Source organism: Dysgonomonas sp. 511, from assembly GCF_010501105.1.
GTDB lineage: Bacteria > Bacteroidota > Bacteroidia > Bacteroidales > Dysgonomonadaceae > Dysgonomonas.
Genome location: NZ_QVMQ01000001.1, coordinates 229,675 through 247,011 on the forward strand (window position 1 = coordinate 229,675; position 17,337 = coordinate 247,011).

A 17,337-nucleotide genomic window follows, 5' to 3' on the forward strand; every position below is an offset into this window, starting at 1 on the left:
GGCTATTTCACCCTACAACTTTTCTTTAGCCCCATTCCTTTTCGGATACACGATATGCTCCATCAGAAACACAGTTATCACTCCCATTACAAAGCCATTGCATAATATAGGGCGTACCAACGATGGTATCTGCGCCGAAGCCTCTTTAGGCATAAAAGATATAAGTATGGCAACCATTAGAGGCAAGCCGATTATAGCCCCGTCGTTGAAATCGGCAACAGCCTTATTGCGTACACACATCCCCAATCCTGCCGAAAATTGGCTGATCATAACATACAACAGGATAGTACCCATCACCACATTGGGAATAGAAAGCAGAAGTTCGATCAAAGGATAGGTAAATGCACAGATAATCAACAAAATTGCAGTAGGGATAAACGGAAAACGAGAAGCACACCCTGAAGATGCTATTATTCCGGGACTCGAAGAATAGTCGATAGACCCGACCACCCCCAGAAAGCCTGCGAATATATTGGAAACACCCATTACAGCCACTCCGCGGTCTTGACGCTTCTGCAAATCTTTGGCATTTACCATTTGCCCTACAGCCTGTATCGAACCCAACTCGTTTATCATAAGGGCTATCGTGCAAAAGACAAAAGCCAGGATTACCCCTGCATCAAACTCCAAGGCAATGAATAACGAGGACTGGGCTTTACCGGCAAGCCCTACCCCATCCTGCATTACAGGCAAGCCTTCTGTAGACATTATATTGTAAGCCAATGAAGCAACCAATATACCGATAACCAATGTGATGGACTTCCACATCCCTTTCAACAGATGATTGAGCAACAAAAGAGCTATGCTTGTAATAAGGACGAAAAGCAGGTCGAAAACGGCAGATGAGGTGTCTTTAAAAATCAGATTGACAATTGTCGGCCCAAGGGTTATGGGAATCAGCAGCATAATCACGATTATTACCCTCGAAGTAAATACCCGCTCAAAATATTTCAGCAGTCCAAACACAGTTATCAGCGTCAGCAGTATGCCTCCTATAATAATTGCTGTATATATCGAAGCCACCGATGCCGACAACGAAGCCAGTATCCCTATCAGCAACACCGAAGCCGGCCCTATCACCAGAGGCAGCCGGTGCCCTGCCAACATTTGCATCAATAGTGTCGCCCCCATAATAAAGAACAACTTCTGCATATAAAAGGCTTGTGCAGCAGCATCGCCGCCAAAATGAGTTTTGCCTAGCACTAGCCCCATTGTTATAACGGCAGGTATAGTAACCACCCACCATTGCAGCCCGTAAAGCAGCATTGCCCCCGGCTTTAGTTTTTCATCCACATCGTATTTCATCGGCATCTCTATTTTGTTTAAACAAATAAAAGTATAATAATTCTCTAAGCCAATACCATTTTTTCGTATAAAACATAAATATTCCTCTCAATCGGGCAACTTAACACTGATATTCCTTATTTTTGTAAAAAAACTTTTTATCATTATGAAAAAAATCATTTTGCTGCTAAGCATATTGTTCATTACTACAAACGCATTCTCGCAAGAATACGAGTACAAATTCCGCTTATTACTCAAGGATAAGGGCAAAACATCATATTCGATAAACAAGCCGGAAGAATTTCTTTCCGCAAAATCAATAGAGAGAAGGGCTAAATATGGCATCGCCATCGATGAATCGGATTTGCCTATTTCGACCGACTACCTGAAAAAGATAGAAGCTGTAGGCGGCGTAATAGTAGCCAAGAGCAAATGGCTGAATAGCGTAGCTGTACATTGCACCGACACGGCGATAGTGGAAAAATACAGAAAGTTGCCATTCGTGAAAGACGTTGTGCTGGCATGGAGAGGCAAGCCATACGTAGAATCGGCTGCAAAGAATGATTCCATAAAATCGTATCCCGCAAAAGAAACGATCTCTTTTGGCAACAATTATGGCAAAGGACTACAAAATATAAAGATGAACAACGGGCAAGCCCTTCATAAAGCAGGCTTCAAAGGAAAAGGGATGGACATTGCTGTTATCGACGGTGGGTTCAACAATTTCCACAAAATAGAGATGCTCAACAACCTCGACATAAAAGGCTCTAAAGACTTTATATACCAGCACCCTGATATGTTTGCCAACGGCGCACAGCACGGGCTAAGCGTATTGTCGTGCATAGGAGCCAACAAGCCGATGCAATTTGTAGGCACAGCTCCCGAAGCCAGTTTTTGGCTGTTCAATTCGGAAGACGGACGCAGCGAGTACCCTATCGAAGAAGATTACTGGGTTGCCGCCATCGAATATGCCGACAGTGTAGGTGTATATGTGGTAAACACATCGCTGGGCTACAGCAACTTCGATGCTCCGGCACAGAGTTATACACATGCCGACATAGACGGAAAAACAGCACATATCTCGCGCGCAGCCGACAGGGCATCCGACAAAGGTATGTTGCTTTCCATCAGTGCAGGTAATTCAGGCGATTCGGAATGGAGAAAGATCACGCCTCCGAGCGATGCAATCAATATAGTTACAGTAGGTGCAGTTCAGAAAGATTCTACCGTAGCACGTTTCAGTTCGCGCGGTATGACTGCCGATCTGAGAGTAAAACCCGATGTAATGGCACTTGGCGTATGGTCTACCGTGGTCAACGACAAAGGACTGGTTTCCGTAAGCAGCGGCACATCATTCTCATCACCTATCATGTGCGGTATGTTGGCTTGCTTGTGGCAGGCATTCCCCGAACTGAGCAACAAGGAGATAATCAGCGTAGTACGCGAATCGTCTAACAAATACGAATCATTCGACGAAGACTATGGTTATGGTATTCCCGACATGGGCAAAGCGATGGAAATAGCGCAGGCCAAAGTAGACGCAAAGAAAAAAGCAATGGAAGCAGCACAGCCATCGGACAAAAAAGCAAAGTCTAAAAAGAAATAATGAGCCAGAATGCGGTTTCCCTCTATGAACTGAACAGCCTGATAAAGGCTGTTCTTCAAGCCGACCTGCCCGAAATGGTTTGGGTAAGAGCCGAAACCAGCGATGTGCGTGTCAACCAAAACGGGCATTGCTATCTGGAGTTTATAGAAAAAGACCGCACAGGCAAGGCGATGCTCGCAAAGGCGCGCGGCATGATATGGGCAAATACCTTCTTTTTGCTCAAGGCCTATTTCGAAGGAGCTACAAAGCAACCTTTCTCCTCAGGGCTGAAAGTATTGGTACAGGTAAGCATCGAGTTTCACGAAGTATATGGGCTGAGCCTTACAGTGCACGATATAGACCCCGCTTACACACTAGGCGACCAAGCCCTCAACCGTGCAGCAATACTAAAGCAACTGGAAGAAGATGGTGTCCTCTATCTCAATAAGGAGTTGGAATTGCCTGTTCCTGCCAACCGTATTGCGGTGATTTCTTCGCCTACTGCCGCCGGCTATGAAGATTTCCTCGACCAATTGGGTAAGAACCTATACGGTTTTGTTTTCTACACAAAGCTTTTTCCGGCAATAATGCAGGGCGACCGGTCTGAGAGTTCGATTATCGCTGCGCTGGAACGCATATATGATAATTCGGACTGCTTCGATGCCGTAGTTATAATACGGGGTGGAGGAGCAACTTCCGACCTCAGCAGCTTCGATTCGTATCTGCTGGCTGCCAGTTGCGCACAATTCCCGCTACCAATCATCACCGGAATAGGACACGAACGCGACGAAACAGTATTGGATATCGTAGCCCATACACGGGCAAAAACGCCGACAGCAGTAGCCGAATTCCTAATCGACAATATGAGTGAAACGGCGGTGGAACTGGAAAACTTTTCCGCCAATATTGCATCTATTGTCACGCAGCATCTTCAGGAAGAGGCTGTGAAATTGAGCGTTTTCGAGACTAAAAACACCTTTATATTAAAAGGCTGGCAGAGAGAGCAGGAAGCATTTTTGTCGTCGGCAAAAAATATATTAACCAAAGATTTGCAGCGTATAATTAGGGAAAACAGCAATGGGCTTTCATTGCTCCAGGATGGGTTGACCGACAAATCGCAGCAAATAACCAAATCGCTGAACGACACCATCGTGCGTTTAGGCGAATCGCTGAACAGAAGCACACTGCAATTAATAAAAGACGAAGACAAAAAACTGGAGATGCAGCAAAAGCATTTACAGTTGTTATCACCCGAAAACATACTGAAAAAAGGCTACACCTTGACCATGAAAAATGGTAAAGTAGTGAAAGAAAATAAGACTCTGGAAAAAGGCGACCGCATCACCACAGTCTTTGCCAATGGAAAAACAGATTCAATAGTAGAATAATATGGACGAAAATAAAAAGCCCCTCACCTATCTCTTTCCCTTCGACTATAGCGATGGCATGGTTCAAATTGCCCGGCAGTCAGGCTTAGGCTATGCCGATAAATCGGGCGAACTGGTTATCCCCTGCAAATACGATACTGGCTATCCATTCTGCGAAGGGCTTGCCTATGTAGTAAAGGGAAAATATAAGGCATTTATTGATAAAACCGGAAAGGAAGTTATCAACTTACAGGAATATCAGGATGCCGATTCTTTTTCCGAAGGTATGAGCGGAGTAAAGAAAGATGACAAATGGGGATTTATCGACAAGGCAGGGAAAGTTATCATCCCATTTCTCTACGATGAAGTAAACTGGTTCAGTGAAGGTTTATGCACAGTATTCAAAGGAGATAAAGCCGGGGTGATAGACAAAGATGGCAACGAGACAATCCCTTTTATCTATGACGACATCATTGCCTTTAGCGAAGGCATAGCCGAAGTAGCCAAAGATGGTAAAAGCGGTGGTATAGATGCGCAAGGAAATATTGTAGTTCCTATCCAATATAATTCTGCCAACGAATGCAGTGAAGGTCTCATCGTGGTAGATATAGACGACAAATACGGAGTGATGGATAAAGCAGGAAAAAAAATAGTACCCCTGATTTATGACGATGCCGCTTATAAATACTCAGGAGGTTTGTTGCCGGTAGAGAAAGAGGGGAAATGGGGCGTAATAGATAAAGAAGGGAAAGAAATCATCCCTTTCAGATATGATAAGATGCGCCTTTTTCGCGAAGGGCTGGCTGCTGTCTGCATCAACAAAAGATGGGGATTTATTGACAAAGACAATAATCAGGTTATCCCCATACAATTTAAGAAAGCACACAACTTCTCCGATGGGCTGGTATTTGTAGAAGGTGAAGCCCGCCGGGCATACTACCTGAATGGCAAGGGAGAAGCAGAAATACAACTTGGACGGGAATACACCATTGTAGAAAAAGTAAAGGCGACCATAATGGTTGGCGCAATCATTGCTTTTATAGCATTACTAATAGCAAAATTTCTGGGATAAAGAATAAGCATATGGCAAAGAAAGAACAATCGTATGGCGAGGCTATGCGCGAACTACAGGATATAATGCACCGCATAGAAAACGAAGAACTGGATGTAGACGTACTATTGGAAGAGGTAAAGCGTGCTGCCACGCTTATCAAGTTTTGTAAAGATAAACTGCAAAAGACCAATGTTGAAATACAAAAAATACTGGACAAGATAGAATGAAAAAACTGTTGTTGCTGTTCCTCTCCTCTGTTGCGATTTGCTTATCGGCAAATGCTTGTTTAAATGCGTACCTGTTCAAGGTCTTTCCGGTAGGCATGTGTGGCGACACCATTGTGTCTGTCGATTTTCAGATATTCAGGAATATGCATTTTCCTCCGGCTGGCGAAGATATAAATTCGCTGGGCGATATATACAGCGACGAGATGAACTGGTATATAAAAGCATATATAACGAAATACGACCGGTTTCAGAATCCGCTGGAAACGATTATAGCCGACTCTGTTTTTCTGATCCAGGATGATTGCGAGACAGAACTAAAAGAAATGTACAGGCAAATATATAAAAAGATAGTTTCCGAAAACACAGATTTACAACTGTTCAAAACCACAAGTTTTATGTGGGGTAAATTCAGCAATAAAGTAAAAGGAATAGAAATCAAAGAGAACAGTATTTATTATGAAAGGCAAGATTACCCAGTCCACATATCAAATGATTCTACCTATTATGGTTCAGGATCGAATGGATATTTAAAGGTCGTTATTCCATCTCTCATTGGTACTGTCCGCAAATATACACTGGATGATACAGAACTGATAGTAGTGCATACCCAAATGGGGCAGAAGTTGGGAAAGGAGACAGATAAACCCAATATAACGTTTAGCGACATTGCAGATGCGGCATATATGGAACCCATTCTGTATCACGGCAATGGCATTGATTATTTTATTACAAGACAGAAAAAGCAATAGATATGCAACCCACTCAAAACGTAATCATAGTAGCCGGAGGCAAAGGGCTGCGGATGGGCAGCGATATACCCAAACAATTCCTGCCGATATGCGGCAAGCCTGTCCTTATGCACACCATCGAGGCCTTTTACCATTTCGACAACGATATTAACATTGTACTCGTACTGCCCCAATCGCATCAGGATTACTGGATGGAATTGTGTAAAGAATATAATTTCTCATTACCTCATCGGATTGCTACAGGTGGCGAAACCCGCTTCCATTCGGTAAAGAATGGGCTTGAAATGATAGAAGGAGGTCTCGTTGCCGTGCAAGACGGAGTAAGGCCGTTTGCGTCTGTAGAGATGATAAGGCGATGCTTCGAATCAGCAAAATTATACAATGCTGTTATCCCTGTTATAAATTCGGTAGATAGCCTGAGGGAAGTTCTATCCGAAGATAGAAGTAAGATAATAGACCGCTCGAAAATCCGCATGGTACAGACCCCACAGGTCTTCTCTGTCGATATATTGAAAAAAGCCTACCAGGCAGAATATAAAAATACATTTACCGACGATGCTTCGGTAGTAGAAAATATAGGTGTTAATATACATCTGGTAGAAGGTGAAGTGACCAATATAAAGATAACGACTCCTTTGGATTTGAAACTGGGCGAGTTGATAGCAAAAGGATAGAAACATTAGATATGGAATACGATATAGACGCACTGTATTACAACGCAATAGACCTACTGAAAGAAATGATATCCACTCCATCTTTCAGCAGGGAAGAGCGAGAAATATCAGATAAGATGGCCTCCTACATGGAGCGTATGGGATACAAACCTTTGCGCAAGGGAAACAACCTCATTCTTTTGAGTAAAGGTTTCGGCGAAGCAAAGCCGACTATCCTTCTCAATTCGCATATAGACACAGTACGTCCTGTATCGGGCTGGACAAAAGACCCTTTCACCCCTGAAATAGACGATGACACCTTATATGGTTTAGGTAGCAACGATGCAGGGGCAAGCCTCGTGTCGCTGTTGCATGCGTTCTTCTTCCTCACTGCAAAAAAACAGGATTACAACCTCATCTTTCTGGCATCGTGCGAAGAAGAAGTTTCGGGCAGGGAAGGAGCCGAAGCCGTTGTTCCCAACTTACCTGAAATAGCATTTGGCATTGTAGGCGAGCCAACCGGCATGAATCCGGCGATTGCCGAAAAAGGGTTGCTTGTCGTCGATTGCGTATCGCACGGGAAAGCAGGGCACGCCGCACGGAATGAGGGCGAAAATGCCATCTATAAGGCGATGAAAGATATAGAGTGGTTCCGCACGTATGAATTTCCGAAAGTAAGCGAACTGCTTGGCGCAGTAAAGATGACCGTATCGATGATAAATGCAGGTACTCAACACAATGTAGTGCCCGACAAATGCGAGTTTGTAGTAGATATACGCAGCAACGAACTATACAGCAACGAAGAAATTTTCAACATAATAGACAAACAGACCGGCTGCGATGTGAAGCCCCGTTCTTTCCGACTGAACTCTTCGCGCATTGCTTTGGAAAATCCTTTTGTGCAACGGGCTGTAATGATAGGTAGAGAACCATATGGCTCGCCTACCCTATCCGATCAGACTTTTATGCCCTTCCCTACCCTTAAAATGGGACCGGGCGATTCGGCTCGCTCGCACACTGCCAACGAATATATCCTGCTCAGTGAGATTCGCGAAGCGATAGAGTTATATGTAAAGCTACTCGATGGATTGCGTGTCTGACATCGCATCTTCCGACTGTGTGAGCAGGAGTTTAAGTTCACTCTCAGCATGGTCGGCCTGCCTCAACGGCACTTTCTCTACCACCGCCAGCGAAGGGTCGATATCGTACATCTGCACATCTGAAGTACTGAGCCGCTTCACAAGGTTGTAGCAACTTAGTATTATCCTGCGGAAAGGATTCATATGCACATTGCGGAAAATGCGGTCTACAACCATAAACTTGAAGTCGCCCCGCTTGTCGATGGCGTCCTGCAACGAAGGGTAGCGGGTATTAAGATCGACCAAGCCGTGCTTTTCCAGTTCGTTGGCTATCAGGTTTACATATTTGTCGGTATGGATACCAAGTTTAAATCCTGCCCGCACGTTTATACGGAATATCTTCTTTGAGGCATAAACCGTAGTTTCGTAACTGAACTCGTAAGGCTCATCGGTTCTCTTGATGCGTACAAACCAATAAGTATCGGCTCGCTTAGGTGTGCGCTTGAAGAGTGAATAAGCAATCTTGCTTTCCAGATAATCCTTATTGTTTGCCTTAACGATATAGACAAGATGGGTAGCCGCTTTCGGTATAGAGACGTCTTCGCTTATCTTCAATATCTGGTTGATATATCTCTCGTCTACAGGGTCGTAAATCGTATAGCGGCGTTTGATACGGCGTCCATTGTACCACGAATACATAAGGAATACCAATATGCCGGCTATGATGATAGGCACAAATCCGCCATGAGCAAATTTCTGCATATTGGCAATGAAGAAGCTGAACTCTATAACAACGAAAAACAGGGTAAGCGGTATGCTGAACCATAGAGGCTTATTATTTCTTTGGAAATACAGGAATAAAAGGACGCTGGTCATCAGCATGCTCAGGGTTATAGCCAAACCATAGGCAGCCTCGAGTTTCATCGACGACTGCATCGTAAGTATTATAATGATACACAGCACCATCATTATATAGTTGATAGACGGAATATAGAGCTGCCCCTTTACATCCGAAGTGTATTCAATCTTTACATTAGGCCATATATTCAATGAGATAGCTTCGCTGATTACGGTAAACGACCCGCTCAGCAACGCCTGGCTGGCAATGATAGCCGCCAATGTAGCCATTATCACTCCTACCAGGCTGAACCATTGCGGCATCATGGCAAAGAACGGATTCACATCGTGCGTCACGCTGCTGCTGTTGATAATCCATGCAGCCTGCCCCAGATAGTTGATAATAAGCGCAGTCTTTACAAATATCCACGATATGCGGATATTCTTCAAGCCGCAGTGCCCAAGGTCGGAATAAAGTGCTTCTGCCCCCGTGGTACAAAGGAAAATAGCACCGAGCATAAACATCGTCTGAGGAACTTCTATAAGGAAATTGACAGCATACATAGGGTTGAATGCGCGAAGCACACTAAAGTCGGTCACCAACTGGCTGAGCCCGACAATAGCCATCATACCAAACCATACAATCATCAGTGGCCCGAAATATTTACCCAACGACCCCGTACCGAAAGGCTGCACAAGAAACAGCAGGAGCACAATAGCAATGGTAACAGGTATAACCGGTATATGTGGGGCAATGGTATTCAGCCCTTCTATAGCCGACATTACAGTCATGGCAGGAGTAATAATGCCATCGGCCAACAGGGTAGCCGCTCCGATTCCCGCCAATATATAAGCCCAGCGGTATTTCTGGCGGATAAGGGCATAGAGCGAAAGGATACCGCCTTCGCCTTTATTATCCGCCCGGAGGGTTATTATTACGTACTTGAGAGTTGTCTGTATAGTCAAAGTCCATATCACACACGAAACAGCGCCCAATATATAATCTGGCCTGTTAAGCTGTCCGTCGGGCAGGGCAAACAATATCGCCCTCATCACATAAAGAGGCGATGTCCCTATATCACCAAAAACAATTCCGATTGCCAAAACTACCCCTAAAGCGGAAAAGGGGACTTTACTGTGAATTTCTTTCATTTTTACCTGTTTCAAGACTGTGTTATTTACTAACAGTTACTTAAAAAAGAACAATGAACATACAATATTGTTGCTACAGGAGTGCATATTTCCGCTTTTATTTTGCCTATACTATAGAAAAAGAGGCAGCAGGACAAAAGCCCTGCTGCCAACCAGATAAAACAGAATGATAAATTATTTGTTCACATTTGCGATTTCCATCGTATCCGATGCAATCATAAATTCCTCATCGGTAGGAACAACCATTACGGTCACCTTAGACTCAGGAGTGCTTATAACAGCCTCATCGCCATGTATCTCATTGTTCTTCTCTTTGTCTATTTCTATGCCCATGTATTCCATACCTGCGCATACAAGCTCCCTTACGAGGGATACGTTTTCGCCGATACCTCCGGTAAACATCAGGACATCAGCACCACCCAATGCAGCAGCATAAGCGCCTACGTATTTCTTTATGCGGTAACAGAAAATATCGAAAGCCAGTTCGGCGCGTTTGTTGCCCGAATCGATGGCTGCACGCAGTTCGCGCATATCCGACGACACCCCTGATATACCCAGCAGACCGCTATGTTTGTTCACAAGGGTAGAGATAGCCTGCGTACCGATATTCTCCTTTTCCATCACATAAGATACTATTCCGGCATCTACATCGCCGCAACGGGTACCCATCAGCAAGCCTTCTACCGGAGTCATACCCATAGATGTATCTATCGACTTACCATTCTTGATGGCGGCAAGCGAGCCTCCGTTTCCGATATGAGCCGTAATGATACGTTGCTCTTTGAATGGTACGCCCAGAATATCACATCCTTTCTTAGAAACATACCTGTGGCTCGTTCCGTGGAAACCATAACGGCGGATAGAATACTTCTCGTAGAGTGAATAAGGCAAGCCATACATATAAGCTTTAGCAGGCATTGTCTGGTGGAAAGCCGTATCGAATACACCAACCTGAGGGATGTCTCCCATCAGTTCTTTTACGGCATATATACCGGCAAGGTTAGGCGGATTGTGAAGAGGAGCCAGCTCGATACACTCTTCCATTTTCTTAATCACCTCGTCGGTAATATATACACTGCTGTTGAACTCCTCACCTCCGTGAACTACACGGTGACCTACGGCATCTATTTCGCTCAACGACTTGATACATCCGTATTTATCGTTGGTAAGAACTCCCAGTATATATTCTATTCCGGCTTGATGTTCGAGTATTTCACCTTCGAGAATCAGTTTGTCGCCATTCGGAAGCGGAGCTTTCAGGAAAGAACCTTTCAGCCCTATCTTTTCTATTCCACCCTGAGCAAGTACTTCATTGCTCTTCATATCGAAGAACTTATATTTGATGGATGAACTACCACAGTTCAGTACTAATATCTTCATGCTGTTAAATTAATTTGTTAGGACCCAGTTGTTTGCCATTCTCATCGTAAATATAGAAGCCTCTACCCGACGATTTGCCAAGCTGCTTGGAACGGTAGAGACGCCACAGCACAGGCGAAGCCTTGTACTTTTTATCTCCATATTCGTGGAACATATCTTCCATCATCATTACCAGTTTCTCGATACCGATAATATCAGCCAGGTGGAAGATACCATAGCGTTGCCCGTAGATAATGGTAAACACCTTATCTATATCTTCGAGAGAAGCCACGTTTTCCATCCATGTTTCACACGCTTCGTTCAGCATAGTGATCAACAAGCGGAAGCTAACCAGCCCACTGCTTTCGTGTACAGGGACAGGTGTGTGTTTTATCATTTTGGCAAAGAGGTTTATCTTCTCTATTGCCTCTTCGGAAGTAAAGGTTCCCCTTACTATTTCGAGCAAACGGGCTTCGCTGTGCGATATAGGGAAATGGAGGCTTATGCAGCGTTCTTTAAACTTGAGGTCTGCCGCTAGTTCGCTGATGATTACTGTAGTGGCATTGGTGGCTATTATAGCATCATTGGCCAAAACCAGCTCCAGATTGCGGAACACTTCTTTCCTTAGTTCGGTACTGCGTTCGCCATTGGCTTCGTAGCGGATACATTCGATAACGAAATCGCATCCCCTGAGGTCGTTATAGTCCAGCGAACCTTTTATGCGTCCCATTGTGGCGCGCTTTTCGCTTTGGGTAAGCCCCCAGTTTTCTATTTTGGTATCCAGCCCGTTGCTGATATCTTTTACTGCTTCTTCTATTCTTTCCTGGGAAACTTCGATAAAGACAACTTCCATGCCCGAAAGCGCAGTCAGGCTAACGATGTGCCTTCCGTCGCGCCCGCAACCAACTACTCCTATCTTCGAGAAGAGCGACCTTTTCTTATGCTTGCTGCTCAGGCCGTATTCTTCAATTGGTTCTATGATTTCTGCCATAAGTATTGTTTGAGTTATAATTTGTAATTTATAAATTATGAGCCATTAGTTCCAAATTACGGGTTCGCAGCTTTTGCCAACTCATAATCCATAACTTATAACTCACAATTGTCTATATTATTTCTTTGCTGCTATAGCCTGGTTTGCGGCAATGGCTACCATGTTGTAAATATCGCCGACCGAACATCCGCGCGAAAGGTCGTGTACCGGCGCCGCCATTCCCTGAAGGATGGGGCCGACTGCCTCAGCATTACCCAGGCGTTGAACCAGTTTGTATGCGATATTACCTACTTCGAGAGATGGGAATACAAGTACATTTGCCTTGCCTGCGACCTTGCTGCCGGGGGCTTTTTGCTGTCCGACCGATGGCACAAGTGCAGCATCGGCTTGCAATTCGCCGTCGATATTCATTGTGGGGTCTAGCTTCTGAGCCAATGTGGTAGCTTCTATCACCTTGTCTACCAGCGGATGTTTTGCACTGCCTTTGGTAGAGAAGCTGAGAATGGCAACCTGAGGTTCTTCGCCCACCAAAGCACGCGCAGTATTGCCTGTAGCTACTGCTATTTCGGCTAGTTGCGACGCTGTAGGATCGGGCGTTACCGCACAGTCGGCAACAACAAGCAGGCCGTCTTTTCCATATTGTTTCTGGGTAGTAAACATAAGGAATGCTCCCGAAACAACACTTATACCGGGTGCTGTCTTTATGATTTGCAATGCAGGACGAAGCACATCGCCTGTTGTATTTTGCGCTCCTGCTATCTCGCCGTCGGCATCGCCGCTCTTTATCATCAAACAGGCAATATATAATGGATCTTCCGCCAGTTTTGCAGCTTGCTCTATCGTCATACCTTTTGCCTTTCTCAATTCGAAAAGCAGGTTGGTATAAGCTTCTTTCTTTTCATAGTTTTTGGGATCAATAACTGTAGCCTTAGCAATATTTTTAAGTCCCAGATTGGCTGCCGATTCGTTGATTTCGGTCAGGTTTCCCACAAGAATAATATCTGCAACACCGTCGCCGATAAGCTGATCGGCTGCTTTAAGAGTTCTTTCTTCTGTTCCTTCAGGCAAAACAATACGTTGTTTATCCGATTTTGCCTTTTCTACAATTTGTTTAATTAAGTCCATTATATATTTGATTTTTAATATTTATCCGGAATAAATTTATCTATATTATATTAGAGAACACAAATGTAGTAAAAATGCAAACTAGAGATTACATTTTTACCAAGAAATATTATCCCCATTGTGAAATATTTTAAACTATAGAGCCTGTTTAAAATTATTAAAGAATATTTTCTGGGGAGAATACGGAATAGTTTTTGTTTGATATTCGCAGTTTTAAATAATATCTTTGTATAAGTAACGGTTAGGCATAAACCGGCTTTTATAGAAAAGGATGGAAAATGTGTTACTTTTTTCACCGCTCTCCCCGCTCTCTCCAAAGGGAGAGAGGGCTGCAAAGCCACGGCAAGGGAGAGAAAAAAGTAACAATAAAAAAGTAATGAGGGCGAATTATCATTCGCCCGACACAACCGACTGGCGAATGATAATTCGCCCCTACAATGCTAATATTACAATAATTTTAATTTTTGTCATGTACTATGTACAAGTGTTACTTTTTGGAAGAGATACAAAATACCAGTAGACGAGTTAACGAGTTGGGTGCTGAAAAATATGAACTTGTGCCTTGCTCACTTACATCTAAAGAAAACGGGACAAGGAAAAAGCAACGAAAAGATGTTACTTGTGTTACTTTTTCGGATACAAATAAACACAAGTGCCCAGCAGCATAATGAAGAATTGACTTACAATACAATTATATAACTAGAAAAAATATGAACCGTCCTATACTTTTGCCGCCCGAATGGTATCCTCAAAGCGCCATACAACTGACATGGCCTCACGCTGATACGGACTGGGGCTATATGCTCGAAGAAGTCACCCAATGCTTTGTACAAATTGCCGTGGAGATAATGAAAAGGCAAAAACTGATAGTGGTTTGCTACAATATGGAGCTTGTAAAATATGAGTTGCGCGGCTACAAAGACTTGTTGGCAAACCTTATAGTTGTAGAACTGCCGACAAATGATACATGGGCACGCGACCATAGCGGGATATCTGTACTCAAAGATGGGAAAATGCATATTTACGATTTCACATTCAACGGATGGGGGTTGAAGTTCGCATCCAACTATGATAACCAAATCACGCGAGGGTTCTTTTCGAAGGGTATTTTCAATAAAGATGTGGAGCTTGACAATCGCAAAGATTTTGTACTCGAAGGCGGTGCTTTAGAATCGGACGGAAAAGGGACATTGCTCACCACATCGGAATGCCTCCTTTCTCCAAACCGTAATTCTTATTTATCGAAAGATGGCGTGGAAGATTATCTGAAAGACACCTTTGGGCTCGATCGCGTTTTATGGCTCGATCACGGGTATCTGGCAGGAGACGATACCGACAGCCATATCGATACTTTGGCACGTTTTTGTGACGAACATACAATCGCCTATGTAAAATGTGAGGATAAAGCCGACGAGCATTACGAGGCATTGGCTAAAATGGAAGAACAACTGAAATCGTTTGCCGACTATACAGGCAAACCATACAAGCTGATAGCCCTGCCTATGGCAAAGGCGGTTTACGACGAAGATAATACCCGCCTGCCTGCTACATATGCCAACTTCCTGATAATGAACAATGCGGTTCTTGTTCCGGTTTATAACGATAAGGATACGGACGACATTGCATTAGGGCAATTAAGGTTAGCTTTTCCAAACAGGGAGATAATCGGCATAGACTGTTCGCCACTAATCCGTCAGCATGGGTCGCTGCATTGCGTTACGATGCAATATCCTGAAATCTACCTTTAATAGCCGTTTGTTATGAAAGACCAAAAAGCATTACTTTTCAGATGCCTCAGGAATGATGTGCCGGCAATGGTGTTTTCGGGGAATGATATTCTTTTCCTCCCTTTGCTGAAACAGTATCATCAAAATGCAAAGGAAGCAGGATGCTCGCAAGAGTTCTTGGATGACATACAACTGAGGATAGAAGAGTTTGAAAAACATATAGACATGTCGCCCGACACTATTAAATTACCAGATTAAACAACAAGAGATGAAAGTGGGATTGATACAACAGGCCAATACGCCTGATATACAAAAGAATATACAAGGACTAAAAAACAAGATAAGGGAGGCTGCCAGCCAAGGTGCTGAGCTTATCGTCTTGCAAGAACTACATAACTCGCTGTACTTCTGCCAAGTAGAAGACACCAACATTTTCGATCTGGCGGAGACTATTCCTGGCCCGTCTACTGACGAGTTCGGCGTATTGGCTAAAGAACTGGGCGTTATCATAGTCCTTTCCCTATTCGAACGTCGCGCGCCGGGACTTTACCACAACACAGCCGTGGTAATGGAAAAAGATGGGACAATAGCAGGGAAATACCGTAAGATGCACATCCCCGACGATCCTGCATACTACGAAAAGTTCTACTTCACACCCGGCGATCTAGGATTCAAGCCGATAGAGACATCGGTAGGAAAACTTGGTGTATTGGTCTGCTGGGATCAATGGTATCCCGAAGCCGCCCGCCTGATGGCTATGGCTGGAGCCGATATATTGATATACCCTACGGCCATCGGCTGGGAATCGACCGACGCGGATGATGAGAAATCGCGCCAGCTGGGAGCATGGGTTATATCGCAGCGGGGGCATGCTGTTGCCAACGGGTTGCACGTAGTATCCGTAAACCGCACGGGCTACGAGCCCGACCCATCGGGACAGACGAATGGCATCACTTTCTGGGGAAATAGTTTTGTGGCTGGTCCTCAGGGGGAATTGCTATGGCAGGCATCGAACGATAGGGAAGAAGTGCAGGTAGTGGAGATGGATATGAAACGCTCGGAACAGGTACGCCGTTGGTGGCCTTTCTTCCGCGACAGGCGTATCGACTATTTCGGGGATATAACGAAGCGGTTTGTTGACTAAAGATTATATTCATTAGAATTCTGGTATTTTACAACAATACTATTGATTTTTAACATAAAATTCGTATTTTTACCACTAAATCAAACTTTTTGCCTATGAAATAAAACGCGTAATTGATACGCACATTTTAAAATATATTGGAAAAAGCGTCTAGCTTTTATTCTGGTTTTCTGAAACTTCGACAATTTCACAAAGTCACCAAGAGTAAAGCGATGATGCTCGCGCCGTATCGGCGTGGGCTTTACTCGTTTATTTGGTGACAAGGTAGTCGAAAACCTTAGAAAATAGATAATACAGTAATTGTCCGCGCTTTTTTTATGTGTGTATGGGAAGTAGAATGAGGACAAAGAGAATTCACAAATTAATAATTATTGTCCAAATAAGGATTGGACGTAAAATGAGAATGAAATGAAAAAATATTTAATAATTTTAATAGCATTGGTTGGATTTGGTATTAATAGCTATGCAAGTCCTATAGATGATATATCATGCTCCATAAAAAAATATGCATCAACACATTGTGTTCGGGTAGTTAACAAAGGAAATCGTCCTATTCAAGTTACATTAAGAGTTACAAATGGAGGAGAATGGTATACTGTATCAGTAACAGTTGGTACTGGAGAAAGAAATATTGAAGATTACTGCAATGGCCATATACAAAAATTTGAAATTATCTCAGCTAAATATATCAACTAGGTTTCTGGACAATAAGAAATTTACAATATTTCTCCTAGTCTAGCTTTACAATTACTCGTTTCGATTAATATCACAAAACGATAATTATCTATATAAGGTACGGGCTAGATATTCAAGTTAGTAGGAAGGTAACATCTTGCTTATAAGCTATCAATAAATTCCAAAATAAAGCTTAATAGCCAGAATATTATAATTTCTAAAAACCAAAAGGAGGGTGTGTCAAAAGTAAATTGACCTACCCTTTTTGTTTCATGCAGCCAGTTTATATTTCTCTTGGTTTTTATCAGCAATAGGATTCATAATATATA

At 43.5% G+C, this 17,337-nt stretch carries 16 protein-coding genes; 11 read left to right on the plus strand and 5 right to left on the minus strand.

From position 1 onward, the window contains the following. Positions 1–12 precede the first annotated feature (12 nt). Complete coding sequence (locus D0T57_RS00960) at positions 13–1,305, minus strand: uracil-xanthine permease family protein (protein WP_163269939.1); 1,293 nt, start codon at positions 1,303–1,305, stop codon at positions 13–15. Between the two features lie 145 nt (positions 1,306–1,450). On the opposite strand from D0T57_RS00960, the gene D0T57_RS00965 reads away from it, so the two are divergent. The 7 genes from D0T57_RS00965 to D0T57_RS00995 are packed head-to-tail and all read left to right on the plus strand — an operon-like array spanning position 1,451 to position 8,019. Further along, the gene (locus D0T57_RS00965) at positions 1,451–2,890 is read left to right on the plus strand and encodes a S8 family serine peptidase (protein ID WP_163269941.1); all 1,440 of its coding nucleotides are present in this window, start codon (positions 1,451–1,453) and stop codon (positions 2,888–2,890) included. Beyond that, entirely contained in the window at positions 2,890–4,257 is a 1,368-nt protein-coding gene (gene xseA / locus D0T57_RS00970) for an exodeoxyribonuclease VII large subunit (RefSeq protein ID WP_163269943.1), read from the plus strand. Before D0T57_RS00965 ends, xseA begins: the two co-directional genes overlap by 1 nt. A gap of 1 nt (position 4,258) precedes the next feature. After that, entirely contained in the window at positions 4,259–5,308 is a 1,050-nt protein-coding gene (locus D0T57_RS00975) for a WG repeat-containing protein (RefSeq protein ID WP_163269945.1), read from the plus strand. Between the two features lie 11 nt (positions 5,309–5,319). After that, positions 5,320–5,517, plus strand: coding sequence for an exodeoxyribonuclease VII small subunit (gene xseB / locus D0T57_RS00980; RefSeq protein WP_163269947.1), 198 nt, complete (start codon positions 5,320–5,322; stop codon positions 5,515–5,517). Further along, positions 5,514–6,266 (plus strand): hypothetical protein, encoded by a 753-nt coding sequence (locus tag D0T57_RS00985; RefSeq protein ID WP_163269949.1) that lies wholly within the window; start codon positions 5,514–5,516, stop codon positions 6,264–6,266. Before xseB ends, D0T57_RS00985 begins: the two co-directional genes overlap by 4 nt. A 2-nt stretch (positions 6,267–6,268) precedes the next feature. Next, positions 6,269–6,940 (plus strand): 2-C-methyl-D-erythritol 4-phosphate cytidylyltransferase, encoded by a 672-nt coding sequence (locus D0T57_RS00990; RefSeq protein ID WP_163269951.1) that lies wholly within the window; start codon positions 6,269–6,271, stop codon positions 6,938–6,940. A gap of 11 nt (positions 6,941–6,951) precedes the next feature. Then, a complete protein-coding gene (locus D0T57_RS00995) occupies positions 6,952–8,019 on the plus strand; it encodes a M20 family metallo-hydrolase (RefSeq protein WP_163269953.1) in 1,068 nt (355 codons plus the stop codon). Here the strand turns inward: D0T57_RS00995 and D0T57_RS01000 are convergent. The 4 genes from D0T57_RS01000 to pta all read right to left on the minus strand — a co-directional run bounded on the left by D0T57_RS01000 (position 7,996) and on the right by pta (position 13,462). After that, positions 7,996–9,987, minus strand: a complete 1,992-nt coding sequence (locus tag D0T57_RS01000) for a KUP/HAK/KT family potassium transporter (protein WP_163269955.1) — start codon at positions 9,985–9,987, stop codon at positions 7,996–7,998. The genes D0T57_RS00995 and D0T57_RS01000 overlap by 24 nt on opposite strands. A 174-nt stretch (positions 9,988–10,161) precedes the next feature. Further along, positions 10,162–11,367, minus strand: a complete 1,206-nt coding sequence (locus D0T57_RS01005) for an acetate kinase (RefSeq protein WP_163269958.1) — start codon at positions 11,365–11,367, stop codon at positions 10,162–10,164. 4 nt (positions 11,368–11,371) lie between these two features. After that, entirely contained in the window at positions 11,372–12,337 is a 966-nt protein-coding gene (locus D0T57_RS01010) for a 3-hydroxyacyl-CoA dehydrogenase family protein (protein WP_163269960.1), read from the minus strand. A 117-nt stretch (positions 12,338–12,454) separates the two neighbouring features. Beyond that, a complete protein-coding gene (gene pta, locus D0T57_RS01015; protein ID WP_163269962.1) occupies positions 12,455–13,462 on the minus strand; it encodes a phosphate acetyltransferase in 1,008 nt (335 codons plus the stop codon). A gap of 710 nt (positions 13,463–14,172) precedes the next feature. On the opposite strand from pta, the gene D0T57_RS01020 reads away from it, so the two are divergent. The 4 genes from D0T57_RS01020 (at position 14,173) to D0T57_RS01035 (ending at position 17,029) form a co-directional block, all read left to right on the plus strand. Beyond that, positions 14,173–15,210: an agmatine deiminase family protein gene (locus D0T57_RS01020; protein WP_163269964.1), complete on the plus strand. Its 1,038-nt coding sequence runs from the start codon at positions 14,173–14,175 to the stop codon at positions 15,208–15,210. 12 nt (positions 15,211–15,222) lie between these two features. Next, on the plus strand, positions 15,223–15,447 hold the full coding sequence (locus tag D0T57_RS01025; RefSeq protein WP_163269973.1) for a hypothetical protein: 225 nt from the start codon (positions 15,223–15,225) through the stop codon (positions 15,445–15,447). A gap of 10 nt (positions 15,448–15,457) precedes the next feature. After that, on the plus strand, positions 15,458–16,333 hold the full coding sequence (locus D0T57_RS01030; protein WP_163269975.1) for a carbon-nitrogen hydrolase: 876 nt from the start codon (positions 15,458–15,460) through the stop codon (positions 16,331–16,333). Between the two features lie 408 nt (positions 16,334–16,741). Then, on the plus strand, positions 16,742–17,029 hold the full coding sequence (locus tag D0T57_RS01035; protein WP_163269977.1) for a hypothetical protein: 288 nt from the start codon (positions 16,742–16,744) through the stop codon (positions 17,027–17,029). Positions 17,030–17,337: the final 308 nt, after the last annotated feature.

Bases quoted from the DNA above. Each gene is read 5' to 3' on its own strand.
- D0T57_RS00960 (WP_163269939.1), bottom strand. From the start codon at position 1,305: ATGAAATACGATGTGGATGAAAAACTAAAGCCGGGGGCAATGCTGCTT.
- D0T57_RS00965 (WP_163269941.1), top strand. From the start codon at position 1,451: ATGAAAAAAATCATTTTGCTGCTAAGCATATTGTTCATTACTACAAAC.
- xseA (WP_163269943.1), top strand. From the start codon at position 2,890: ATGAGCCAGAATGCGGTTTCCCTCTATGAACTGAACAGCCTGATAAAG.
- D0T57_RS00975 (WP_163269945.1), top strand. From the start codon at position 4,259: ATGGACGAAAATAAAAAGCCCCTCACCTATCTCTTTCCCTTCGACTAT.
- xseB (WP_163269947.1), top strand. From the start codon at position 5,320: ATGGCAAAGAAAGAACAATCGTATGGCGAGGCTATGCGCGAACTACAG.
- D0T57_RS00985 (WP_163269949.1), top strand. From the start codon at position 5,514: ATGAAAAAACTGTTGTTGCTGTTCCTCTCCTCTGTTGCGATTTGCTTA.
- D0T57_RS00990 (WP_163269951.1), top strand. From the start codon at position 6,269: ATGCAACCCACTCAAAACGTAATCATAGTAGCCGGAGGCAAAGGGCTG.
- D0T57_RS00995 (WP_163269953.1), top strand. From the start codon at position 6,952: ATGGAATACGATATAGACGCACTGTATTACAACGCAATAGACCTACTG.
- D0T57_RS01000 (WP_163269955.1), bottom strand. From the start codon at position 9,987: ATGAAAGAAATTCACAGTAAAGTCCCCTTTTCCGCTTTAGGGGTAGTT.
- D0T57_RS01005 (WP_163269958.1), bottom strand. From the start codon at position 11,367: ATGAAGATATTAGTACTGAACTGTGGTAGTTCATCCATCAAATATAAG.
- D0T57_RS01010 (WP_163269960.1), bottom strand. From the start codon at position 12,337: ATGGCAGAAATCATAGAACCAATTGAAGAATACGGCCTGAGCAGCAAG.
- pta (WP_163269962.1), bottom strand. From the start codon at position 13,462: ATGGACTTAATTAAACAAATTGTAGAAAAGGCAAAATCGGATAAACAA.
- D0T57_RS01020 (WP_163269964.1), top strand. From the start codon at position 14,173: ATGAACCGTCCTATACTTTTGCCGCCCGAATGGTATCCTCAAAGCGCC.
- D0T57_RS01025 (WP_163269973.1), top strand. From the start codon at position 15,223: ATGAAAGACCAAAAAGCATTACTTTTCAGATGCCTCAGGAATGATGTG.
- D0T57_RS01030 (WP_163269975.1), top strand. From the start codon at position 15,458: ATGAAAGTGGGATTGATACAACAGGCCAATACGCCTGATATACAAAAG.
- D0T57_RS01035 (WP_163269977.1), top strand. From the start codon at position 16,742: ATGAAAAAATATTTAATAATTTTAATAGCATTGGTTGGATTTGGTATT.